20 protein-coding genes are annotated in these 23,124 nt (G+C 69.8%); 8 read left to right on the top strand and 12 right to left on the bottom strand.

The features are described from left to right. Positions 1-69 precede the first annotated feature (69 nt). Positions 70-408, top strand: coding sequence for a TerB family tellurite resistance protein (locus VF697_RS40965; protein ID WP_331103866.1), 339 nt, complete (start codon positions 70-72; stop codon positions 406-408). A 24-nt stretch (positions 409-432) separates the two neighbouring features. On the opposite strand, the gene VF697_RS40960 is transcribed toward VF697_RS40965, so the two are convergent. After that, positions 433-852 (bottom strand): hypothetical protein, encoded by a 420-nt coding sequence (locus VF697_RS40960; protein WP_331103864.1) that lies wholly within the window; start codon positions 850-852, stop codon positions 433-435. 151 nt (positions 853-1,003) lie between these two features. Between VF697_RS40960 and VF697_RS40955 the strand changes: the two genes are divergently transcribed. After that, entirely contained in the window at positions 1,004-2,080 is a 1,077-nt protein-coding gene (locus VF697_RS40955) for a C39 family peptidase (protein WP_331103862.1), read from the top strand. Between the two features lie 22 nt (positions 2,081-2,102). Beyond that, a complete protein-coding gene (locus tag VF697_RS40950) occupies positions 2,103-2,318 on the top strand; it encodes a hypothetical protein (protein WP_331103860.1) in 216 nt (71 codons plus the stop codon). 78 nt (positions 2,319-2,396) lie between these two features. Here VF697_RS40950 and VF697_RS40945 read toward each other — a convergent pair whose 3' ends face one another. The 3 genes from VF697_RS40945 to VF697_RS40935 all read right to left on the bottom strand — a co-directional run bounded on the left by VF697_RS40945 (position 2,397) and on the right by VF697_RS40935 (position 6,087). After that, positions 2,397-3,737, bottom strand: coding sequence for a cytochrome P450 (locus tag VF697_RS40945; protein WP_331103858.1), 1,341 nt, complete (start codon positions 3,735-3,737; stop codon positions 2,397-2,399). A gap of 89 nt (positions 3,738-3,826) precedes the next feature. Beyond that, entirely contained in the window at positions 3,827-4,780 is a 954-nt protein-coding gene (locus VF697_RS40940) for an endonuclease/exonuclease/phosphatase family protein (protein WP_414641452.1), read from the bottom strand. A gap of 161 nt (positions 4,781-4,941) precedes the next feature. Continuing rightward, positions 4,942-6,087, bottom strand: a complete 1,146-nt coding sequence (locus tag VF697_RS40935; protein WP_331103856.1) for a TIGR03118 family protein — start codon at positions 6,085-6,087, stop codon at positions 4,942-4,944. Positions 6,088-6,382: 295 nt separating this feature from the next. On the opposite strand from VF697_RS40935, the gene VF697_RS40930 reads away from it, so the two are divergent. The 4 genes from VF697_RS40930 (at position 6,383) to VF697_RS40915 (ending at position 10,066) form a co-directional block, all read left to right on the top strand. Further along, positions 6,383-6,742 carry a DUF4398 domain-containing protein gene (locus VF697_RS40930; protein ID WP_331103854.1) on the top strand — a complete coding sequence of 120 codons (360 nt, stop codon included), beginning with the start codon at positions 6,383-6,385 and terminating at the stop codon, positions 6,740-6,742. Positions 6,743-6,793: 51 nt separating this feature from the next. Further along, a complete protein-coding gene (locus VF697_RS40925) occupies positions 6,794-8,008 on the top strand; it encodes an OmpA family protein (RefSeq protein WP_331103852.1) in 1,215 nt (404 codons plus the stop codon). A gap of 169 nt (positions 8,009-8,177) precedes the next feature. Continuing rightward, positions 8,178-9,599 (top strand): DUF2380 domain-containing protein, encoded by a 1,422-nt coding sequence (locus VF697_RS40920; protein ID WP_331103850.1) that lies wholly within the window; start codon positions 8,178-8,180, stop codon positions 9,597-9,599. Further along, entirely contained in the window at positions 9,596-10,066 is a 471-nt protein-coding gene (locus VF697_RS40915; protein WP_331103848.1) for an NUDIX hydrolase, read from the top strand. Before VF697_RS40920 ends, VF697_RS40915 begins: the two co-directional genes overlap by 4 nt. 69 nt (positions 10,067-10,135) lie before the next feature. Here the strand turns inward: VF697_RS40915 and VF697_RS40910 are convergent, their stop codons facing one another. The 8 genes from VF697_RS40910 to VF697_RS40875 form a co-directional block, all read right to left on the bottom strand. After that, the gene (locus VF697_RS40910; protein ID WP_331103846.1) at positions 10,136-11,347 is read right to left on the bottom strand and encodes a BMP family ABC transporter substrate-binding protein; all 1,212 of its coding nucleotides are present in this window, start codon (positions 11,345-11,347) and stop codon (positions 10,136-10,138) included. A gap of 43 nt (positions 11,348-11,390) precedes the next feature. Beyond that, on the bottom strand, positions 11,391-12,320 hold the full coding sequence (locus VF697_RS40905; protein ID WP_331103844.1) for an ROK family protein: 930 nt from the start codon (positions 12,318-12,320) through the stop codon (positions 11,391-11,393). Between the two features lie 21 nt (positions 12,321-12,341). Beyond that, positions 12,342-12,896, bottom strand: a complete 555-nt coding sequence (locus VF697_RS40900; protein ID WP_331103842.1) for an NADPH-dependent FMN reductase — start codon at positions 12,894-12,896, stop codon at positions 12,342-12,344. Positions 12,897-12,912: 16 nt separating this feature from the next. Beyond that, the gene (locus VF697_RS40895; protein WP_331103840.1) at positions 12,913-14,283 is read right to left on the bottom strand and encodes a phosphomannomutase/phosphoglucomutase; all 1,371 of its coding nucleotides are present in this window, start codon (positions 14,281-14,283) and stop codon (positions 12,913-12,915) included. A 223-nt stretch (positions 14,284-14,506) separates the two neighbouring features. Beyond that, positions 14,507-15,658, bottom strand: a complete 1,152-nt coding sequence (locus VF697_RS40890) for a hypothetical protein (protein ID WP_331103838.1) — start codon at positions 15,656-15,658, stop codon at positions 14,507-14,509. A 75-nt stretch (positions 15,659-15,733) separates the two neighbouring features. Then, the gene (locus VF697_RS40885) at positions 15,734-17,629 is read right to left on the bottom strand and encodes a CotH kinase family protein (protein WP_331103836.1); all 1,896 of its coding nucleotides are present in this window, start codon (positions 17,627-17,629) and stop codon (positions 15,734-15,736) included. Positions 17,630-17,758: 129 nt separating this feature from the next. Then, positions 17,759-19,522 carry a serine/threonine protein kinase gene (locus tag VF697_RS40880; protein ID WP_331103835.1) on the bottom strand — a complete coding sequence of 588 codons (1,764 nt, stop codon included), beginning with the start codon at positions 19,520-19,522 and terminating at the stop codon, positions 17,759-17,761. Between the two features lie 358 nt (positions 19,523-19,880). Continuing rightward, positions 19,881-20,945, bottom strand: coding sequence for a mannose-1-phosphate guanylyltransferase (locus VF697_RS40875; protein WP_331103833.1), 1,065 nt, complete (start codon positions 20,943-20,945; stop codon positions 19,881-19,883). A 145-nt stretch (positions 20,946-21,090) separates the two neighbouring features. Here VF697_RS40875 and VF697_RS40870 point away from each other — a divergent pair. Beyond that, positions 21,091-23,124: GDSL-type esterase/lipase family protein (locus VF697_RS40870; protein WP_331103831.1), on the top strand; the 2,034-nt coding region annotated here is incomplete at its 3' end.

The following is a 23,124-nucleotide window of genomic DNA, read 5'->3' as shown; positions in this document are numbered from 1 at the left end:
GGCCCCCGGGCCCGCTCGCCCCTCCCGTCTCCGGTGTAGAGTCAGCGCTCCTACCGTCGAGGTTGCCGGATGACGCGCTCCGCCGAAGACCGCTTCAACATCGAGGTCATCAAGCTGCTGCTCCAGGTCGCCTGGGTCGACCGCGAGCTGTCCCAGGCCGAGCGCCTGGTCATCATGGGCCTGGGCCGTAGTTGGAGCGTACCCGAGGGGGACCTGCACACCCTGCTGGACGTCCTCAAGGCTGGCGGCACCATGCCCGAGCCCGACCTGGAGGTGCTGCGCACGCGCCCGGACGACGTCCTGGAGGCCGCGCGCGCCCTGTGCGTCTCCGATGGGCAGCTCGCCCAGGGCGAGAAGGCCCTGCTCGAGCGCATCACCGACCTGCTCGGCGCCCCGAAACCGGGCTGAGCCGGGGGAGAGCCCTGGCGGGGCTCAGGCCACCGCCGGCTTCGACGTGGGCGCCAGGTGCACGTTGATGTTCTGCGTGCCCGTCACGCCCAGGTACGTCTCCACGCTGCCCTTGCCGCCCTGCTCGAAGGTGATGAATTGCGAGCGCGCGCCGTACTTCGCCTCGATGGTCAGCTTGTTGCCGGTGACGGTGTAGGTGGCCTGCGCCGCCCTGTTGCCGTTGAGGGTGACCTCGGCCTTGCCCTCCTCGAGCAGCTTGAGCGTGAGCGACAGGTCCCCCTTGTAGAAGACCGTGTCGATCTTCCCCTTGAAGGCCGCCTGGGTGGCGCCCAGGTCCACGAACTCGCCGCTGCCCACGTTCACGAAGATGACCACCTGCGCGAGGATGTTCAGCTTCGTGCCCGCCGCGGTGCCGCGCCCGATGAAGTTGCGAAGGTCGACCATGTTGTGCCCGTGGGATGAGGATCTCCTACATCGTCGCCGGCCCCCGGAAAAACGCATTCTGAAAATTCGGGATAAATTCCGGTACGCAACTCTCGGCCTACCTGCTCCGACAATTCAGCATCCTTTCCCCTTAGGCGTCCCGAGGTCCCCCATGTCCAACATCTCCCGCGCTGGCCGTTCCCCCGCCCACGGAGGTCTTTCCCGGGCCCACGGCCACGACAAGACCCACGGGCCGCACCACAACAAGCACGCCCACAAGGCCGGCTCCCGCGAGGACAAGCTCCAGCGGCTGGCCGAGGCCCTCCACCAGGACGGCGCCGGGCGCTCCGGTGAGGCCCACGGCAAGAAGAACAAGTACAAGGCCGACCAGGGCGACACCCTCCAGGAGATCGCCAAGCTGCTCAAGGCCCTGGGCTTCCCGGGCTCGGTCGAGGAGATCGTCAACCAGCTCAAGTCCCTCAACCCCCAGCTCAAGGACGGCAAGCTGAACGGTGGCCAGCCGGTGCGCCTGCCCAGCCCGGGCGGCATCAACGGGGACGACACCTTCACCCCGGCGCCCAGCCGCGGTGGTCCGGACCTCGGCAGCCCGTCGGCGCCCTCGGCTCCTTCGGCGCCGTCCGCTCCCTCGATTCCGTCTTCGCCCTCGACCGGCCCGTCCTCGCCGGTGTCGGGCTCCTCCGGCTCCGCCCCGATCACCGGTGGCCAGCCCGCGGTGGGCCGTGAACTGCCCTACATCAGCCAGATCAGCCCCACGGGCGCGGATGGCAACTACACCAACGGCGCCATGAACTGCGGCCCGACCGCCATGGCGATGATCGCCCGCGGCATGGGCTTCGGCGAGGGCATGACGGACGCCCAGCTCATCAACTACCTCGGCCAGATGGGCGGGACGACGGGCGCGGGTACCAGCACCAACGGTATCGCCGCCATGGCCCAGGCCATGGGCACCAACGCGGAGATCCACCAGGGCACGGACGTGTCGTGGATGGCGCAGCAGCTCCAGGCGGGCAAGCAGGTCGTCGCGCTCGGCGACTACCACGCCATGCCGCCGCACCAGGACGAGGGCCGCACCTCCGGCCACTTCGTGACCGTCACGGGCATGGACGCCAACGGCAACTTCCTGGTGCGCGACCCGGCCGACCCGAACGTGCGCGCCGTCACCCCCGAGCAGATGGCCCACTTCCTCGGCTCGCACGATGCCGGTGGCCACCAGATTGCGGTCGGCTAAGTCCATCCTCTAGGGTTGGCCCATGACCACCCAGAAGAACGCGGCGAAGAAAGACGTGTGCCTCTCCTGCAAGCGGGAGGCATCACCCCAGCTTTTCGGCTCCAGGTACGACGGCAAGGGCGCCAACGGGATGCTCGTCTCCTTCTGGATGTGCAACCCCTGCGCGATTCCCCTCGGCGTGAGCCAGGGCCCCATCGACATGGCGGGCGTGGGAAAGCCCGCCGGCCAGAAGAAGTAAGGCGCCCCGCCCGAGCTCGGCGCGGGTTGTCGACGAAGGAGCGCGCGGGGCCCCCGGGGTGAGTTCCAACCGGACGGGCTACCGCGCGCGCAGCCGTACCTTCACCCCGTGCTTCGGGTGCAGGGTGATGGAGGGCATCAGCGTCACCTCGTCGTCGGGCGCCCGCTCGACCCGGAAGCGCTGGGCCAGCGTCGCCAGCACCAGCCGCGCCTCCATCATCGCGAAGCCCACGCCGATGCACAGCCGGGGGCCCCCGCCGAACGGGAACCACGCGAAGCGCGGCAGGCGCTGCTCCAACCCATCCGCCCAGCGCTGGGGACGGAAGGTCTCGGGTTCCTCGAAGAAGCGTGGGTCGCGGTGCACCGTCCACGGGTTCATCACCACCACCCCCCCCACGGGGATGCGCCAGCCGCCCACCTCGTCCTCCGCCACCGCCTCGCGGCTGATCGACCACGCGGGCGGGAAGAGCCGCAGGGACTCCTTCACGACGCACTCGGTGAAGGCCAGCGCGGGCAGATCCTCCATCCTGGGCTCCCGCCCTCCCAGCACCGAGTCCAGCTCCCGGTGCAGCACGGCCTCGACCTCCGGGTGCCGGGCCAGCAGGTGCCAGCAGAAGGCCAAGGTGATGGAGGTGGTCTCGTGACCCGCGAGCGCCAGCGTCAACACCTCGTCGCGAATCTGCCGATCGCTCATGCGGTTGCCCTCCTCGTCCTGGACCTGGAGCAGCAGCGACAGCAGGTCTCCCGACTCGGCGCCCGCCTCGCGCCTGCGCTGGATGATCTCGGAGACAAACGTGTCCATCCGCTCCACCGCCGCCCGGTAGCCGAGGTTCTCCGGCGTGGGCAACCACTCGGGGAACACCAGGCACTGCACCGAGGCGAAGTGCTCCATCACCCGGCCGAGCGCCGGACCCACGGCCTCCGCCTCGCCCTCCACCTCGAGGTCGAACAGGCTCTTGATGACGATGCCGAGCGTGAGCCGCATCATGTCCGCGTACACGTCGCGGACCTCTCCGTCCCGCCAGGACGCGAGCATGCGCCGGGCATGCTCGGCCATCACCAGTCCGTAGGTGGCGAGGCGCTGGCGGTGGAAGGCGGGCTGCATGAGCCGCCGCTGGCGCAGCCAGGAGTCTCCATCGTTGGTGAGCAGCCCCTTGCCCAGGAGGCGGCCCCCCAGCAACTGACGCTGGAGCTTGTCCTTGATGTAGTGCCGGTGGCGGGCGACGAGGACGTGCTCGATATGCTCCGGGTTCTGGAGGATGTACGTGGGCTCGCCCAGGAAGTCGGCGTACGACACGTCGCCGTACTCGCGCACGCACCGCTCGATGAAGGCCAGCGGGTCCTTCGCGTAGTCCAACACGGACCCGAGCACGGGCAGGGCCCGGGGCCCGGGGGGAAGCGGCTCGCGGCGTGCGCTCATGCACCCAGCTTGGGGGCCGGGCAGGCCGCGAGCAAGGGGAGACCTCCGGGCCCGGGTCCTTCACCCGGAGGCCCCCTGCCCGCCCGGTGCTACTCCGCCGGGATGACGAAGTCCTTGATGACGGCCATGTGCTGCATGTTGACGGCGCCGCTGTCGGTGCTCAGCGCCGGGGAGATCTCCGAGAGCGGCGAGTACACGCGCGTGTCCACCACGAGGCCCGCCGCGAAGGAGCTGGAGCCGATGACGGTGGCGGTCTGGTAGGCGCGCAGGTCCGAGTCCACGAGCACGTGGTCGTACGGCTTGGCGCGGGTGGCGTTGGTGTTGCCATTGCCATTCTTGTCCGCCGGGTACGGGCTGCTGGTGGTCACCACCTGGGAGAAGGTGCTGAAGCAGCTCTCCGAGCGGGTGTCGGTGTTGAAGTCACCGGCGATGGCCAGGTAGTCGCCCACGGGGATGTTCGCCTTGATGAAGGCCACCAGCTTGGTGGCCTCGTTGTTGCGCGTGGCGGCGTCCGCGGTGAGCAGGTGCACGCTCACCACCCAGAGGTCCCGGGGTCCCGGCACGTTGATGCGCGCCCAGGCGAAGTCGCGGTTGGTGACGTACGGGTCATCCCACTCGCCCGCGGCGACGATGGGCCAGCGGCTGATGACGCCGTTGGGGATCTGCGCGGCGCCCTCGCGGTAGTAGTAGAAGGTCGATCCGAACGCGGTGTTGACGAAGTTCCGGATGGCGGTGGCCGAGTTGTCCCCGTAGTTGAACTCCTGGATCATCACCACGTCCGGCTTGGTGCCCTGGAAGATGCGGGTGCCGTTGCCCGGGTCATAGCTCTGATAGTTGCCGCTGGAGATGTTGGCGGCCATCAGCCGCACCCGCGCGGTGAGGAGCGGGGTCTCGGTGGAGGAGACCTCGGGGGTGGCCTCGTTGCCCGGCTGGGGCTCGACGTCCGTGCCGACACCGCACGCCGCGAGCGAGAGGGTGAAAAGGGAGAGCAGCAGCTTGGACCCGAAGCGGGTCTTCTTCGAGAGGGGGGAGTTCTGGCGCATGCGTTCCATCCTGTCCGCAGGATTGCGGAGCGATTGGAAGGCTACGCGCAAACTCCGGCAAGCCACAGGTGTGTATCAATGGATGGGGCCACGGGGTTGCGTTCCCTGCGGCCCCATCCATGTCGCACCGCGGCGCGAGTCCCTCGCGAGCTCATGGAGACTCAGTTGGACTCGGGCTCTGGAGCCAGGCCATGGCAGGTGGCCGGCGTGGCGTCGAGTCGGCCGTACAGGCCGTGTGTCTCCTTCTCCGGGCCGGCCGCGAAGAACAGTGTCTCGGTGGGCTGGTTCAGCACGCCGTTGCCGAAGCTCAGGCCCCACAGGCCGTCGATCTTCACGGTCGTCCCGTCGGGCCGCTCCAGCCGTCCCTCGCAGTGGCCATTGAGCGGATCGTAGACGTTGATGATGCCGTCGCCGAAGTTGCCCACCAGCAGCTTGCCGCCGAACTTCCCGAAGCTGGCGGGCGCTAGGGCCAGGCCCCAGGGAGCGTTCAGCTTGCTGCGAGAAGCGAGCCGCCGGATGAGGCGGCCGTTCGTGTCGAAGATGTTGACGTAGCCGAGTCCCTTGCCAGTGACCGCCTCATCCCGGGTCGCGTTCTGCTTCGCGTAGGTCACGTAGATGTTGCCGTTGACGTTCTGGATGCCGAAGGGCGCGAAGCCCGCGGGAAGGGTCGGGTCCGAGAACGAGCCCGCCAGCGTGACCGGTTTGAAGGTGCCGTCGAAGACGTCGATCCTCCCGTTGCGGAAGTCCGTCGCGTACAGGTGGAAGCCCGTGCCGTTGCCCGCGAGGGCGAGGCCCTTGTAGACGGCGCCTCTCGAGGAGTTGTCCACGGTGAGGATGGCGTGGGTGAGATCCACGCCCGGGGCCCAGCCCGAGAGGGTCCCGTCCTCGGTCGCGAAGATGAAGCGGCTGGGTCCGGAGCGCCCGGCACTGGTGACGACGAAGTCCCCGGAGACGCTGAAGACGACGCCGGTCGGGCTGCCCGTGCCCGTGCCGCCCGGAGCCGTCGGGATGGCGACGACGAGCTCCTCGGGAACGCCATCCCCGTCATAGAGCGTCGAGGTGCCCGTCCCGTTGGCGGAGACCCAGACGTTGCCCACGAGGTTGAACGAGACGCCCACCCCATTGACGAGGTTCGGGTCGACGTGCTCGGCGAACCCCGGCCTGTCCGCGACGAGGTTGCGCTGCACGTAGGCGTTGGGCGCCTTGCATGAGTTCTCCGCGGCGCTCACCGCGGGCACCAGGGAAGCGGCGAGCGTCAGCGCCAGGGCATGGCTCCGCCACGACAGTCGATGGAATGAAACCTTCATGTGAATCCCCCCTCTGGAGGCAGCCACGACGGCGGCCTCAACGGACGGGAAGCTGGGGGTACACGGGGGGGCCGACAACCTACCCTGGAGCGCGGGAGCCCCGAGAAATGCCCCCCGCCCCACCCGCCAGGGCAAGGCCCGAAATCCCCCCAGCAGGGGCACCTCCGCGCGCCTGGAGTGCGAGCGGACAGGCGGGGCCCTGTGCTTGTTGCCCTGTCTCCCCATGCACATCTCGGAGACGACGGCTGCATGGGACGGCGGGGCGGGGTCCCGCTCGCGGCCACTCGGGGGAGCGATGCGAAAGGCACTCGTAGGCGCGGGGCTGCTGCTGGGACTGGTCGGCTGTGCCACCACGGCACGGCCGGTGCCAACCGAGCAGTTGGTGGACTCGGAGGTCTCCATCCGTCAGGCGGAGGAGGCCGGAGCCGCGCAGGTGCCGGACGCGGCGCGCCACCTGCAATGGGCCCGGGAGCAGACGCGAGAGGCGCGCAGACTGCTCGAGACCAACAAGCGCGACCAGGCGGCGCTCTACCTCCAGCGGGCCGAGGCGGACGCGGAGCTGGCACTGGCACTGGCCCGTGAGGCCCCGGCTCGCGCCGAGGCCGAGCGCGTGCGTCAGGAAGTGCAGCAGCTCCAGCAGAACACGGTGCAGTAGCCAGGGACACCCGGAAGGCGCGTCGAGCACTCGATGCCGGAGGACAAGGTCATGAGGGGATGGAAGCGTCTGACGTGGGGGGTGCTTGGCGCCGCGGTGATCGTGGGGTGCGCGGCGAGCACCCCGCGCGAGCTGCTGGATGCGCGCTATGCCTATCAACAGGCCTCCACGGGGCCCGCGGCCCAGTACAGCCCCGAGTACCTCGCCGAGGCACGCGCGGCGCTCGACGTGGCCAACCGCTCCTTCGAGAGTGAGCGGGACTCGGAGCGGACCCGCTCGCTGGCCTACATCGCGCTGCGCAAGGCGCAGATCGCCGAGTCCCGCGCTCAAATCGCCCTCGTCGAGCAGGAGCGACAGCTCTCCGAGCATCAGCTCGCCGCGGCCCGCTACTCCGACCAGGAGCGCATGCGCCAGGAGCTGGAGAGGGCACGCTCCGAGCTCTCCGAGGCCCAGCGCATCCGCACGGAGGCGGAGCAGCGGCAGACCCAGCTTCAGCAGCAGCAGCAGGCGGCGGCACAGCAGGCGGCACAGCAGCAGGAGGTGGCGCGGGCCCAGCGCGAGGAGCAGGAACGACAGGCGCGGCTCGCCGAGACCCAGGCGCGCATGGACCAGCTCAACGCCCAGCTCGAGCAGGAGCGCCAGGCGCGCATCCAGGCCGAGCAGCGCGCCGCCCAGGCCGAGGCCGACGCACGTGCCCAGGCGCAGGTGGCGCAAGAGCTGCGCAACATCCGGCAATTGCGCGTGTCGGAGGAGCCTCGGGGGCTCGTGCTGACGCTCTCCGGAAGCGTGCTCTTCCGCTCGGGCAGCTCGGACCTGCTGCCGTCGGCGAAGCGGCGGCTCAATGAGGTGGCCGAGGCCTTGAAGAAGGCCGAGAACCCGCTCGTCATCGAGGGCCACACCGACAGCCAGGGGGCCGAGGAGCTCAACGAGGAGCTCTCGAACGCACGCGCCGAGTCCGTGCGCGACTACCTCATCGACCAGGGCGTGGACGGCGAGCGCATCCGCACCACGGGCCTGGGCGAGTCGCGCCCCATCGCCTCCAACAAGAACCCGGAGGGCCGCGCGAACAACCGCCGGGTGGAGATCGTCATCGAGCGCGGCATCGGTGGTGCCGGTGCACAGCAGGAGCAGCCGCAGCAGGCTCCGAGCGCTCCGCAGCAGCCGGCCCCCGTACAGCCGGCCCCGGCCCAGCCCTCGCAGCCGTCGGCTCCGGTGCCACCCGCGCAGCAGGGCACGCAGATTCCACAGCCCGTGCCGACTCCGTAGAAGCCAGGGCGGAGGAGCCCTCCAGACGCGGCGCTTCCGAGTGGAGGCGCCGCGTTGCGTTTTCAGGGTGGGCGGGCTGGAGAGCTACAGTCCGTAGCTTCCGTGAGCCTGGGGGTGGACAATACACACTGACTCGTCGTGGGCCCTATGGGCGGGGCTGCTGCTCGCCATGGCCCTGCTATCCACCGGCTGCGTGTCGCTGACGCCACCGCCCGGCCGGGGGATGAACCTGCACTACACGCTGGGCGAGGCCACCACGCTCGCGTTGGCCGAAGGGCCGAGCGACGGGTTTCCGCGCACCCTCTCCTCCCCACTACCCTCCCCGCGTGAACCTGCGCGGCAGAGCGCCATACAGGCCCGTCAGGCGGTCTTCGGTGCCGCCATCGACGTGTCGGGCTCCACCCGCCGCATCGCCAGCGAACTCTTTAGACTCAAGACCAGCAGGGCTGGCATTGGCGGACGCTACGCTGACCTGTTTGTCCCTTTCGTGGACCATGGCCTCCAGCAAGTGCGATGGATTGACGCCGAGCTCTCCGCCACCACCAGGCTGTCCAACACGGCCGCCGAGGTAGATGACCCGGACATGGCGCTCGCCCTCCTGCGCCTCACCGGCCCACGGCTCCAGGCCGCCATGTTGGGCTCCATTCTGCTCGCCGTATGGCTCGACTTCCTCAACCTCGCCGACGTCGTGCTCCAGCAATGCCCCTACTACGACGTGGAGAGACTGTTCAGGAAGCTGCGCCAGTTACAGGAGCTGATGGAGCCCTCGATGACGGCACTCGCCTCGCTGGAGCGTGGGCAGGTCGAGGCAGCGGCGGCCGACCTCCCCGCGCTGATGGGCCACCTCACCGGCGAGTTCGCCGCAACCCGTGAGGCCGTGCGCGTGGCGGCGCAGCAATTCGAGAAGATGCTGGTGGTGAAGGAGCTCCTCGAGATGCTCACCACGGCCTCGGCGATGAAGATGGCACTGCCCCGGCTGCTACCACCAGCCGCTCCCACTACGCTCGGCGTAGGTCTCGTGGTGGGCTCCAATGGCGTGATGATGGGCACGCGGATTGTCGTCTCCGCCGAGTGGGTGGAGTCGATGCGCCGCTTGGTGCAAGCGGGGGTCATCTCCCTTCCTGTCGTCAGCGCCGCCGTCCGGGTCCACGCCGGCCAGGTGATGATGTCCCAATCGCACGACGAGTTGCCGCAGGGCGTGCGCGACGCGCTTGGCGACGGGCCCGAGGTACGGGGCATGCGCCAGACGGGTAGAGCCGGGGCCGGCATGGCCCAGCCGCCGGAGCACCACGTCCTGCCGCGAGAGTTCCGCGAGTGGTTCGAGAAGCGCGGCTTCATCGGCGACATGAGCATCGACCAGTTCTGCGTCAAAATGGAGCAGGCAAGCCATCAGGCAGTCCACGGCGGTGGCAATTGGCAGCTCGGGCGCAAATGGCCCGGTGAATGGAACCAGATGATCATGGAGGTGCTGCGCGAGGCCGAAGCTGAAGCTGGCCGGATGTTGACGCGGAGTGAGATCCTGCGAACAGTCGCGTTTCACATGAAGCGCTACAACCTCCCAATGAACTTCACCCGCTGGAGAGGAAAATGACTGACGGAGGTGCTTGGCGGGGCAATTGGAGGGTCCGCCTGTATGAGCGAGTCCGTGAACGAGGCTACGATTCGCTCACAGCCTTCGCCGAGGCGCGCCCCACCGCCTCGCTGGTGGCGCTGGCCGAGGAGCTTGGCAAGGATGAGGTCGCCGGAGCGCAGGTGTTTGGCGTGCTGGTTGACGAGGCGGATCGGAACAATCGGCTCACACGCCTGGTACGCGGACAGCTCGTGCGCGAACTGTGGGAATGTCTCCCCGACGGTTGGCCGACCGTGTTGGATGATGCCAACCGTTTCAAGGTAGCCACGGCGCTCGGCTCATGGTCTGCCTACACCCCTGAAACTCATAAGGAGCGCGTCAGGCAGGCCAGGGCGGCGCTCCGCGCCGCACCGCCACCGCCCGGCTGGCGCCCGCTCGGCCCGGATGACGAGTTGCTCCGCACACTCCTGCCTGACGAGGAGGTCTGAGCGGACCCATGAAAAGGCCCCGCCGCCTCGAAGGCAGCGGGGCCCGAGGGCCACCGGACGGCGCGGGCCTTACTTCGTGGCCGGAGCGGCGGTGAGCTGCGAGGGGTGCGTGGGCACCTGGATCTCACCGGAGATGACCTTGCCGCGCAGCTCCTCGACCTTCTGGAGGGCCTCGGCCTTGCCCGGGAACTCCACGCGCACGGGGGCGTAGGTGACGCCGCCCTCCTTCAGGCCCAGCATCACGTCCCCGCCCTGGAGCTTGCCCTGGGTCAGGTCACGCACGGCCTCGTAGACGCCCAGGTCCACGCGCTTGATCATCGAGGTCAGCACCGCCTCCGGGGCCACGTGGGACTGGTCCGAGTCCACGCCGATGACGTACACGGGCTTGCCAGCGGCGCGCGCCTCCTTCACCGCCTGGATGACGCCCAGGCCGTCCGAGCCGGCCGCGTGGTAGACGATGTCCGCGCCCTTCGTCACCAGATCCTGGCCCACCTGCTTGCCGGCGGACACGTTGTCGAAGCTCCCCGTGTAGTTCACCAGCACGGTGGCCTTGGGGTTGGTGGCGGCCACGCCCGCGCGGAAGCCGGCCTCGAACTTCTTGATGAGGGGCACCTCCATGCCGCCCACGAAGCCCACCTTGTTGTTCTTGGTGGTCAGACCCGCCAGCGCGCCCACCAGGAAGCTGCCCTGCTCCTCGCGGTACATGACCGAGCGCACGTTGGGCAGGGTGTAGGACTTGCCCTCGGCGTCCGCCAGGGTGCTGTCGATGAGCAGGAACTTCGTATCCGGGTTGCGCCTGGCCACCGTCTCCACGGCGTTCTCGAGCATGAAGCCCACGCCGATGGCCAGGGTCACGCCCTGGTCCACCAGGAGCTGAAGGTTGGGCTCGTAGTCCTCCGGCACCTTGCTCTGCAGCACCACCGGGGTGATGGCCACCGGGGCGATGTTGCGCTCGGCCAGGTCCTGCTGGAGCGTCTCCTTCAGCTCCTCGGCGGAGGCGTCCTTGTAGCTGCCGCCCTCCATCCTCTTGCCCGCGCCCCACAGCTCCAGGCCGCGCAGCGCCGAGTCATTGAAGGAGTGGTCACCGCGGCCGCCCACGTCCGTCACCAGGCCCACCTTCTGAGCCTTCTCCTTGGGAGCGGCGACCGGAGCGCTCGCGGCGGCGGGGCTCTCGGTGGGCTTGGCGGCCTCCGGCTTCGCCTCCTCCTGCTTCTTGCAGGCGGACACGAGCAGCAGGCCAGACATCAAGGAGATGCGCAGGGCGGAGCGAGGGGTGGGCATGGCGCGGCCTCTAGCAGAGCCTTGCCCTCCCCTCAAGCTGGCGTCACGCCAGGAGCGCCGCGCCGATCAGACCACTGTCGTCGCCCAGCTCGGCGTCGGTGATGAGCAGCCCCTCGCGCGAGGTGGTGGAGGCATAGGCCTGCACGCCCTCCAGCACGCGCCGCCGCATGCCCGGGCAGTGCGACAGCACGCCGCCTCCCAGGATGAGCCGCGCCGGGTTGAGCACCGTCACCTGGTTGGCCACGGCGATGGCCAACATGAGGCTGGCACGCTCGTAGATCTCCCGCGCCTCCGCGTCACCCGCGTCCGCCGCATGCTCCAGCGTCACCGGCGTCACCCGGGCCGGGTCTCCGCCCGTCAGATCCTTCAGCATGGTCGAGCGCCCGGTGGCCAGCAGCTCGCGCGTCTGCGCGATGAGGTTGTGGCCGCCCACGTAGGCCTCCAGGCAGCCCAGCTCGCCGCAGCCGCACCGGCGCCCGTTGGGCACCACCTTGATGTGGCCCAGCTCACCCGCCACGCCACCGCCACCATTCACCAACCTGCCACCGGCGATGATGGCGCTGCCCACGCCCGAGCCCACGAACACCGTGTACATGTCCTGGGCACCGCGCCCGGCTCCGGCGTTGAGCTCACCCCAGGCGGCGGCGGACAGGTCGTTCACCACCCGGACGTTGAAGCCGAGCCGCCCCCGGAGCATCTCCCCCAGCGGCACGTTGCGCCAGCCGAGGTTGGGCGCCACCGCCAGCACGCCCGACTCACCGTGGATCTGCCCGGCCGCGCCCACGCCGCAGGCCTTCACGGACGTGCCGGCCGACGCCACCGCGACCTCCGCCGCGTGGGCGATGCACTCCACCACCGCGGAGGGGCTGCGCTCGGCGAGCGGAATCTTCGAAGCGGCGACGATCTTCCCCTGCTCGTCCACCACCGCCGCGCGGGCGAATGTGCCTCCCAGATCGATTCCGAGCGTGGGCATATGGGTCCTCCGATCGGGCAATCAGCCCTTGAGCTTGGAGACGAGAGCCGTGACGAGCGCGACCACTTCCTTGTGCCGCGCCTCTTCCTTCAGGCTCCCGTCCGGATTGAAGGCCGCCATCGATTGCGGCAGGTGCACCTGGCCGGGCAGCACGTGCGCGCCAATCGCGGACAGCACCTGCCGCAGGTGCGGCTGCATGCGCGCGGTGCCAAAGATACCTGGCGTGGCCCCCATCAGCCCCGCCCACTTCTCCTGGAAGAGACGCTCGGGCGGGCGCGACAGCCAGTCGATGGCGTTCTTCAGGCCACCGGGGATGGAGGAGTTGTACTCGGGACTGGCGATGAGCAGCCCGTTGGCGCGCGCCAGCCTGTCCCGCAGCTCCTTCACCGGAGCGGGGAGGCCCTGGGCCTCCACATCTCCGTCATAGAAGGGAAGCTGCCCGAGCGACTTGGGCTCCACGACATCCACCTCGGCGCCCTGCGCGCGAGCCGCCGCCACGGCGAGGTCCAGCAGCTTCTTGTTGAAGGCGCCCGTGCGCAGGCTGCCGCACAGGGCCAGGATGTGAGGAGTTCCCATGGTGGCTCTCTCTAGCTCAGGTGCCGACCTCGCGCTGCATCTTCGCCACCGTGCCCTCGATGAGCTGGCGGATCTCCTCCAGCCGCTCGGGGGTACGGGCCTCGAAGCGCAGCACCAGGATGGGCTGGGTGTTGGAGGCGCGGATGAGGCCCCACCCGTCCGCGAAGGTCACTCGCACGCCGTCCACGTCCACCAATTCATGGCCCGCCGCGCGCAGCCACTCGGTGGCGCGCTTGACGATCTCGAACTTCTTCTCCTCCACCGTGTCCACGCGCAGCTCGGGCGAGGCGTACGTCTTGGGCACATCCGCCAGCAGCTCGGACAGCGTGCGCTTCTCGGTGGTGAGGATCTCCAGCAGGCGCGCCGAGGAGTACACGGCGTCGTCGAAGCCGAAGTAGCGGTTCTTGAAGAAGATGTGGCCGCTCATCTCACCGGCCAGCTCCGCGTGCTCCTCCTTCATCTTCGCCTTGATGAGCGAGTGGCCCGCCTTCCACATCACCGGCTTGCCGCCGTGCTTCGCGATGTCGTCGTAGAGCGTGTAGGAGCACTTCACCTCGCCGACGATGGCCGCGCCCGGGCTCTCCTTCAGCACGTAGCGGCTGAAGAGGATCATGATCTGATCGCCCCAGAGGATGTTGCCCTGGTCGTCCACCACGCCGATGCGGTCGCTGTCGCCGTCGTAGGCGATGCCCACCTCGGCCTTCTCGCGCTTCACCGCCGCGATGAGGTCCTGCATGTTCTCCACCACCGTGGGGTCCGGGTGGTGGTTGGGGAAGGTGGCGTCCATCTCGCAGAAGAGCGGGACGACGTCGAAGCCCATGGCCTGGAAGAGCGGCACGGCGATGGCGCCGCCGGTGCCGTTGCCCGCGTCGATGACGATCTTCATCCCCTTGCGGCCCACCTTCACCGTCTGGCGGACGAAGTGGTTGTAGGGAGTGATGATGTCGAACTCGCTCACGGTGCCCGGCTTGGGCGAGTGCTCGAAGTCGCGCGCCTCGATGAGCCGGCGCAGCGACTGGATCTCATGGCCGTGGAAGGTCGTCTTGCCGGCGCCAATCTTGAAGCCGTTGTACTCGGGCGGGTTGTGGCTGCCGGTGATCATCGCCAGGCCATCCACCGGCAGGGTGTTGGCGGCGAAGTAGGTCAGCGGGGTGGGCACCACGCCGACGTCGAGCACGTTGAGCCCGGTGGAGGTGAGGCCACGGCAGAGGGCGTCGCGGAAGCGGGTGGAGGACTCGCGGCAGTCGCGGCCGACCACGATGGAGCGTCCGCCCTTGCGCCGCACCACGGTGCCGAGTCCCTTGCCCAGCAGTTCCACCACCTCGACGGTGAGGTCCTTATCCACCAGGCCACGGATGTCGTACTCGCGGAAGATGTGCGCGTTCATGAGGCTGTTTCCTGAAGCCCTCTCGGGAGGCTGAGTCGGAGGGCGGCGCACTGTACACAAGCGCGGGGCCGGGGGGTATTCAAGCGAGGTCTCGCCAACCCCTGGAAATCACGGCCCCCCAGGCCCCGCGCGGGAACGGACCTCCCCGCACGGGTGCACCGCAGGTCTCACCCGAGGTGACTCGGAGTGGGCCGAGGGGGCGGGAAACTCGAAGGACTCCTGCTCAGCGAGCGGCCCGGGCCTCCAGCTCCCGGTCGAAGTCGATGAGCGCCCGGACGATGTGCTCCCGCGAGTCCGTGAGCAGCAGGTACCGCGCGTAGTCATGCCCCCGGGCGAGCTGCTCGAGGAGCGGGTAGACCGGGCGCGTGCGCGTCCAGAACTCCTGGCCCAGGAAGATCATCGGGCTGACCACGCCCACGGTGTTGTAGTGATTCTGGCAGGCATCCTGGAAGACCTCCTGGATGGTGCCCGCGCTGCCCGGGGAGTAGATGACGCCCCCCCTCGCGATGGTGAGCAGGCCGTCCTCGCGCACGCTGTTGGCGAAGTACTTGGCGATGTGGGTGGCGAAGGGATTGGGCGGCTCGTGGCCGTAGTGCCAGGTGGGGATGCCCAGGCTCTCGCAGGCCGGCCGGTCCTCGTCCCGCAGCGGCCAGAGCGCACGCACCTCGAAGGCCCGCGCGAGCCACTCCCGGTCCTGGTAGCTCGGGGCCTTGGACAGCAGCGCGAGGGCCGAGTCCAGCTCCGCCTCGCTCCGGCGGGCGAACCAGGCGCCCAGGTGCGTGGCCTCCATGGCGCCCGGGCCCCCGCCACTCACCAGGAAGAAGCCGAGGCCCGCCAGCTCGCGGGCCAGCTCCACCACGGCGCGGTAGTCGGGCTGGCCCCTGCGCATGGAGTGGCCCCCCATGATGGCCACCACCTTGCGTGGGCGACCCTGATGGGCGAGCACCTCTTCCATGGCATCGGTGATGGCATGGTCATGGAGCCGCTGCGCCAGCATCTCCAGCAGCGTGGGAGGATGGGCCCCGCCCCGCGCGTTCCAGTAGGCGTAGATGCGGGCGTCGGGCGTGTCCGCGTAGCTCTCGGGACGTGTGGGGTCGAAGCCCGCGTACAGCTCCTCCGGGGTGTAGAGGCTCCCCCGGTAGGGCGAATAGGGCAGTCCCGAGAAGGGTGGGAAGACCATGGCCCCGTGCGCGAGGACGGTCTGCAGCGCGTCCTTCTCGAGCTGGCAGCCGAGGAAGACGGTGCCGGTGAGGTCCGCGGTCAGCAGTGCCCGGGTGTGCCCCGTCAGGTCGAGTCCCTGCAGGATGACGTTGGCGAGGCTCCTCCCGCTCGCCAGGTGCTGCTCGAATGCCGCGAGGCTCTCAATCTCGACCAAACCAACCTCCAGAAAGGGCGAAGGGGCCCCGAAGGTAGCAGGGGCCCCTCGCGCCCAGGATGAATCCTCGCGGGCTCACGGCCCGGGCTGGCTGCCGAAGGACTCGGCGCCGCGAGGCTGACGCCCGTAGGCCTCGCCCGGCTTCAGCGGTGCCAGCCACAGCAGGTCCAGGGCCTGCATCCCATCGGGCGCGTAGAGGGACACCTCGGGGCGCTCCGGGCTCATCGTCGCGCCCAGCCCCTGTGTGCCCGCGGCTCCCTGGCGGAAGGTGACGAACTGCCCGGGCGCCACGGTGAGGGCGGGCAAGCGCCACTGGGTCGTCATCCGGGTGTGGCCCGAGAGATGGAGGCCGCTCAGCGAGACCGGCGCACTGCCCCGGTTGTAGAGCTGCACCCAGAAGGCCCCGGAGGCGTCCCGGCCCACCCGGTCGATGACGAGCGGCCCGTTGCCCAGGGCCTCGAGCTCGGGGAGGTGGCTGTGCAACCACTCGTTGCGCTCCTGCACGAAGCGGCGGAGGTAGTCGACGCTGCGCGCGGCGTGCTCGGGGCTGACATACGGGTCCACCGTCTTGCCGTCCTTGCCGGGCAGGATGTACGGGGCGAGCAGCTTGTGCATGGCCTCCACGCGCGGGCGGATGTTGGCCTCGGTGAACCAGGTGTCGATGAGCAAGCGCAGCCGGGCGACGTAGCGGGCGCGCAGGGCCGGGTCATCGTAGATGCGCGTGGTCAGCGTGCTGTACGTGGGCTTCATGCCCGCGATGCCGAGCACGTCGCGGCGGAACACGAAGAGCTCGTACACGCTCGCGTCGTAGGCGCTGTAGGTGAAGAGCGGGTGCTCGCCCTTCACGCCCTGGAGGACGGGGTTGGTGCGGTTGTAGAGGGACATCGCGTTGTTGAGGTCCCACGGTACGTACGTCCACTTGCCCAGCTCGCGGTCGTAGACGAGGTAGCTGCGCGAGTCGCCCTGGATGTCATTGGCGATGAAGGTGTCCAGCGCCATCCACGTGAGGTAGTCCTCCAGCGCGAGCCGCTGCTCGGCGAAGGCGGCGAAGCGGTGCGGCGGCGTGCGGTTGACGCCCTCGAGGAAGTCCCACAGCCGGTCCCACGGCTCCTTCTCGTTGGTCTTCTTGTCCCACTCCTCCTGGTAGGACTCCTGGGGCGGCTGGCGCATCTCGCAGTCGTGCATGCCACAGCGATAGATGTCCCCGTCCTCGTCGAAGTCATGGGCCTCGAGGAAGTCCTTGTTGAGGGACTCCAACTCGGTGAAGACGCCCTCGTACTTCGTGACGACGCTCCCGTTGGCCTGGACGATGTGGAGCTTCACGTGGACGTAGCGGGCGCTCGGCACGCGCAGGCCCACGCTCGCGGCCAGGTCGTACCAGAGCTTCTCCGTGAGGTAGCCCGAGTCCTTCCACGCCGCGAGCAGCTCGATGTTCTTCTTCCCCTGGAAGCGGTGCTCCTTGTTGTCGAAGCGCACGTCCCAGGACTTCTTCAAGATGCGCGGATCCGTCTTGGTGGAGCGCCCCCGGAAGCTCAACTCCACCGGGTACGTGCGGCCCTCGTGAAGGAACTGGCCCTTCACCTGGAATTTCTGCGAGGGCGGATCCGGGATGTGATCGTAGAGCGCTTGGTAGTCCGCCTGGCTCAGCGTCAGCTCGTAGGTGGGAATGGACGTCTGCAGCGCCGGCCACCGGGGATTCGAGGGCGAGGGCCCCGAGCCCGTGTGAGTTCCCGAGTCTGGGTTGCCCGCATCCGGCGAGCCCGCATCCGGCATGCCCGCGTCCGGCTTGCCCGCGTCCGGTGAGCCCGAGTCCGGCTTGCCCGCGTCCGGGGGCTCGGGGCGCGTCCCGGAATCGGGCGGCTCGGCGTCGTGGAGGTCCGTGGGGTCCTCTCGCGTGTCGCTCGGGTCGCTCGAAACCCCGTCGCACGCGCCCAGGAGGAGGAGAAGTCCAGTGAGGAACGCGATTCTCATGCACCCCGTCCAGGAGCAATTGATGCGCCAGGGTGGGGCCGGTGTTTTCAGGGAGAAAACGGAAGCCCACGGGCCCGGTTGGGGAAGGCGGCTACCCAGGGCGGGAGGTCCACGGCCCTGGGAGAGCACTCACGGGGAAGGCGCCGCGTGGCGCGCGGGAGCCTCGGCGGTGGCCGTGCGCAGGCGCTGCGCGAGCGAGTGGTAGTAGCGGTGCACCAGGAGGTTGAGCGGATCCACGGTGAGCGCCTCGGTGTAGCGCGCCAGGGCCGCGTCGAGCACCTGCTGGGCCTCCAGGACGATGCCCTCGTCGAAGAGCGAACGCGAGCGGGCCTCCGCCCCCGGACGGGTGGCGAGGAAGGCCTGACGCAGGCGCTCCACCGCGCTCGGAGACACCCCGGCGACGAGGCAGCGGGCCACGCCCCGGAAGTTGCCCCGGCTCGCATCGAAGCGCGCACGGGCGAGCGGCTCGCCCAGCGTGCGCCGGGCCATCTCCAGCCGGTCGCGCAGCGACTCGAGCGCCTTGCGCTGCTCGGTCGGCAGCGGGCGATGCCAGAAGGGCTCGAGCCGGCGATGGGCCTGGGTGACCCGCTGCAGCACCTCGGCGAAGTCCGAGTGCGGGTGGATGGCCAGCAGGGTGTAGGGGTCCTGGCTGCTCGCGGCGGCGCGGGACAGCAGCTGGGCGAGCTCCGGATCCGGCGTCGGCTCTGGAGGAGGCGGCGCCAGGGCCTGGGCCACCAGCCGGCGCACGTCCTCGGAGGGCTCGGAGAAGTGGAGGATGAAGCCCTGGCGACCGCCCCAGGAGCGCGCCTCCTCCCCGGGCAGCAGGCGCACCACGTCACACGCACATTCGAGCGCCCAGCCGTTGAGGGACAGCTCCACCCGGAGGCGGGAGCCGAGCCGCGGCAGCGGCCCGTCACTGGCGATGCGCAGGCCCTCCTCGCTCACGTCGTTGACGAGCACCGGCTGCAGCCCGGGACGCTGGGGGTCCTCGAGCCGTACGTGGAAGGACGGAGGCGCGATGCAGCCGAAGGCGGGACGCCGCATGGCCTCGCGCAGGGCCGAGCGGAAGGCCCGGGCGCTGACGAAGCGCTCGTCGGGGCGCAGGGACATGGCCTGCATCAGCAGCGCGGAGAGGGCCGGCGGCACGCGCTCCTCGAGCACGTGCGGCGGCAACGGCCGGGTCGGCTTGTGGACGAGGAGCATCTCGCCCATGCGCCCGCCCCCGCCAAAGGGCAGCCGGCCGGTGAGGAGCCGGTAGCCCACCACCGCGAGCGCGTACAGGTCCGCGCGCCCATCCGGCTCGGCGCGCACCCACAGCTCGGGAGCGAGGTAGGCGGGGCTTCCCACCACCATGCCGGCGGCGAGCTCCTCCTCGGAGAAGCCCGCGGCCAGGGGGCCCGCCATGCCGAAGTCGAGAATCTTCACGCGCCGCTCACCCTCCCGGTTGGTGGTGAGGACGAGGTTCTCCGGCTTGATGTCGCGGTGGACGATGCCGGACGCGTGCGCGGCCTCCAGGCCCTCGAGCACCTGCGAGAGCAGGAACACGGCCTCCTCGGGAGGCAGCGGCAGCGACAGCTGCGACAGCGGGGTGCCGGTGACGCACTCCATGAGAATGCAGTGGTGGCCGCTGGGCGCCTGACGCACGTCGAGGACACGGGCCACGCTGGGGTGGATGACGTGCTGCGCGAGGCGTGCCTCCGAGTAGAAGCGGCTGAGCACGGCCGGATTCTCGGCCAGGTGCGAGTGGAGCACCTTCACCGCGAAGTGCGCACCCGAGGACGGGTGCTCGGCACGGTACACGGCGCCGAGCGCTCCCGCGCCCAGCTTGCGAACGAGGACGAGTGGCCCGTAGCCCATGCCCGACAGGGCCTCGCTGTCAGACGGAGGCCCCACGGGCAGGGTGCACGGAGCACCGGTTGGATGATCAACGAAGCAGTGGTTGCAACCCATCGCCGCCCCCCAGCGGCGCTCGCCTGCACGGCAGCGCACAAGCGGAGCAATGCAACCTCCGTGCAGCCCCCGCTCCGTCGGAGAGCCGACGGCGCAAGCATGGGAAGTTGCGTCGCGAGGGCGCGCAAGGAGGAGGAGGGCCGGTAAATTCCTCCAAACCCACGCATGAAAAAACGAAGGTCCCGGAAGTTCCGGATCACTCCACCCCGGGTGTGGGCTGTCCCTCCCTCCAGTCGGAGCCTCCTGGAGACTTTCGGAAGCGAGGCCGACTCCGGCCCCGCCTCCCGCGCAGCACCGCGCCCTACAGGAACTTCTCGCGCTTGCGGCTCTTGAGCGCCTCGACCACCTTGCGCACGTCCTGGCTCTTGTCCTTGGGCACCACCAGCACCGCGTCGCCCGAGTCCACCACCACCATGTCGGTGAGGCCCACCACGGCCAGCGGGCGCTTGTCGGCGAGCACCACGCAGCCCTTGCAGTCCACCACCACCGCCTCGGCGCCCGAGACGACGTTGCCATGCTCGTCCGCGGGGCGCACCTCGGGGATGGCCGCGAAGGAGCCCACGTCGGACCAGCCGAAGTCCCCCGGCAGCACCGCGATGTTGGTGGCCTTCTCCATCACCCCGTAGTCGATGGAGATGGAGGGCAGCTTCGGGAACACGCGCTTGAGCACCGCCGCGAAGGTGCGCTTCCCCGCCGCCTTGCGCAGCGCGTCCAGCCCCTTCTGCATCTCCGGCATGTGCTGGGCGAAGGCCTCCAGGATGGCGTCCGCCCGGAAGACGAAGATGCCGGCGTTCCACAGGTACTCGCCCGACTCCAGGTAGCGCCGCGCCGTCTCCACGTCCGGCTTCTCGCGGAAGGCCCTCACCCGGCGGCTCCCGCCCTCGAGCGCGTCACCCACCTGGATGTAGCCATAGCCCGTCTCCGGGTGGTGCGGCTTGATGCCCAGCGTGACGAGGTGGCCCTTCTCGGCGACTCGCGCCGCGTCGGCGATGGTCCTCTTGAAGCCGGCCACGTCCGCCACGTGATGGTCCGAGGGCAGCACGACGAGGATGCCCTCCGGGTCCCTCGCGGCCACCTGCAGCGCGGCCAGGGCAATGGCCGGGGCGGTGTTGCGCGCCACCGGCTCGACGAGGAGGTTCTTCTTCGGCAGGCCCTTCACCAGCTTGCTCGCCTGCTTCGCGTGCAGGGGGCCACAGACGATGAGGGTGTCCTTCACCGAGGCCAGCCCCTTGAGGCGCCCCGCGGTGTCGGTGATGAGCGGGTTCTTCGAGGCCAGCGGGAGGAACTGCTTGGGCCGCGCCTTGCGCGACAGCGGCCAGAAGCGGGTGCCGGAGCCACCGGCCATGATGACGGGATAGAGGGTCATGGGCCGCGCACGATAGCGCCTTGCCTGCCGCCCGCCAGGAGTCCGTCTGCCTGGCTACCCATCAGCCATCGGCAGGAGTTTTGACCGCATCCCAAAAAGCCAGTCTCATGCCGGCGCGTTGGAGTCCAAGCACACATCGGTCGGGTTGACGCTCGCCCTCACGCTGGCGCTCGCGGTGGGGCTCTCCCTTGCCCCCGTGCCGGAGGCGCTGCGCCCCATCCCCAGCCTCGCGAAGGGGCCGGCCGTGCCGCAGCTCGTCGCGCTCGTCGCCACGTCGAGCGCCGCCGCCAAGCGCAAGGCCATCGGGGTCGAGCCCGACAGTGAGCGCAACGCCCCCGAGGTGCCCCTCCTCCCCGAGGAAGAGGCGCCCGAGCTGGCCGAGAGGGGCACCTCCGATGCCGGGACGCCGCCGCCCGCCCCCGACGTCTCCACCGCCGTCTCCGACTCGCTGGGGCTGTCGGGCCTGGGCCCCACCATGCTCACCGCCGCCCTGCGCATGGAGGCGCTGCGCGAGAAGATGGGCGCGAAGAACACGGACATCGACCCGGGCTGTCGGCGCATGGGCGCCTCCGGGTGCGAGGAGAGCGGGCTGGCTCCCTTCTTCCAGGCGCTGGAGGCCCTGCGCGAGGGCAGCCGCACCCAGCCCGTCCGCGTCGAGCACCTGGGCGACTCGCTCATCGCCTCGGACCACATCAACGACGTGGTGCGCAACCGGCTGCAGGAGCGTCACGGCTCGGGCGGCAAGGGTTTCCTCTACGTCGACCGCCCCACCCGCTCCGGCCGTGGCGTGCGCGCCGGCCAGGCCTCCGAGGGCTGGGAGTTCATCCGCGTCATCGACCGCGCACCCCCCAAGGACCGGCTGCCCTTCACCGGCGTGGCCTTCGTCGCGGGCAACAAGGACCCCCAGGACGTGCGCTTCGCCATCGAGGACGCGCGCACCGCGGAGATCTTCTTCCTCGCGCAGCCCGGCGGGGGCACCGTGCAGGTGTCCGCGGACGGCAAGCCGCTGCAGCGCGTGCAGACGCGCTGGACTCCGGCGGAGGTGGCCATCGCCAAGGTGAAGCTGCCGGCCGGGGCCAAGACGCTGTCGCTCAAGACGCGCGGCAAGGTGGAGCTGCACGGCGTCTCGCTGGAGAACGGCAACCCAGGCGTGGTGTACGACACCATCGGCCTGCCGGGCGCCTACGCGGGCGTGTTCCTGCGCACGCACCGGCCCTACTTCCGCGCGCAGCTGCGCCAGCGCAAGCCGTCGCTGGTGGTGCTCATGTTCGGCGGCAACGAGGCCTTCCGCCTCTCGCGTGACTGGACGAAGCCGGAGGAGATCAAGCAGGAGGCGGAGCAGCTCGTGAAGCTGGTGCGCGAGTCCGCGCCCGAGGCCGCGTGCCTCGTCTGGTCTCCCATCGACGCGGCCGTGCGCACCCTCGGGGGCGAGCTGGTGCCGCGCCGGGGCTCGCGCATGGTGGCGGACATCTTCCGCGACGTGGCCAAGGAGGGCGGCTGCGCCTACTGGGACGCGCTCAGCGCCATGGGCGATGAGGGCTCGGCCATCCGCTGGCTGTCCGCCGGCCTGCTCAACGAGGACCTCATCCACCCGCGCGCGAGGGGCTCGGATCTGCTGGGCCACCTCTTCGACCTGGCCATCCAGCGCGCCTACGCCGCGAGCCATCCGCCGCGCGTGGCCACCGAACCCCACGGGCTCCAGGACGCCGACAAGGCCCTCGCCGCCACCTTCGCGCGGATGCGCGCGCTGGAGGAGAAGAAGGCCGAGGGCTCGCGGCTGGGCATCCTGCAGATCGGCGCCTCGCACACGGCCTCGCACTACTTCACGGACGTGCTGCGCACCGCGATGACGAAGCGCTTCGGCGACGCGGGGCGCGGCTTCATCGCCGCGGGCAAGGCCTCGGACCGACTGAAGCCCGCGGGGGTCGTGCGCGAGCTGACCGGCGAGTGGACGGTGGAGGACGCGCTGCAGGCCACCGTGCCCGGACAGGCCTGGGGCCTGAGCGGCATCCGCGCCGTGGGCGCTCCCGGGGCCTCCCTGCGCATGCGATTCTGCGAGGGCTGCACCGCCGCCCCCACCCCGCCCGCGCGACTCTCGCTCTACTGGCTGGACGGTCCCGGCGCCGGACACATGGAGGTGAAGGTGGACGGCAGTGCCGTGCCGGGTGAGCCCCCGCCG

Origin of the sequence: Archangium sp. (assembly GCF_036388035.1) — a bacterium.
Lineage (GTDB): Bacteria > Myxococcota > Myxococcia > Myxococcales > Myxococcaceae > Archangium.
The sequence above is the reverse complement of the archived record's forward strand: the minus strand, read 5'-3'. Positions and strand labels throughout refer to the sequence as shown.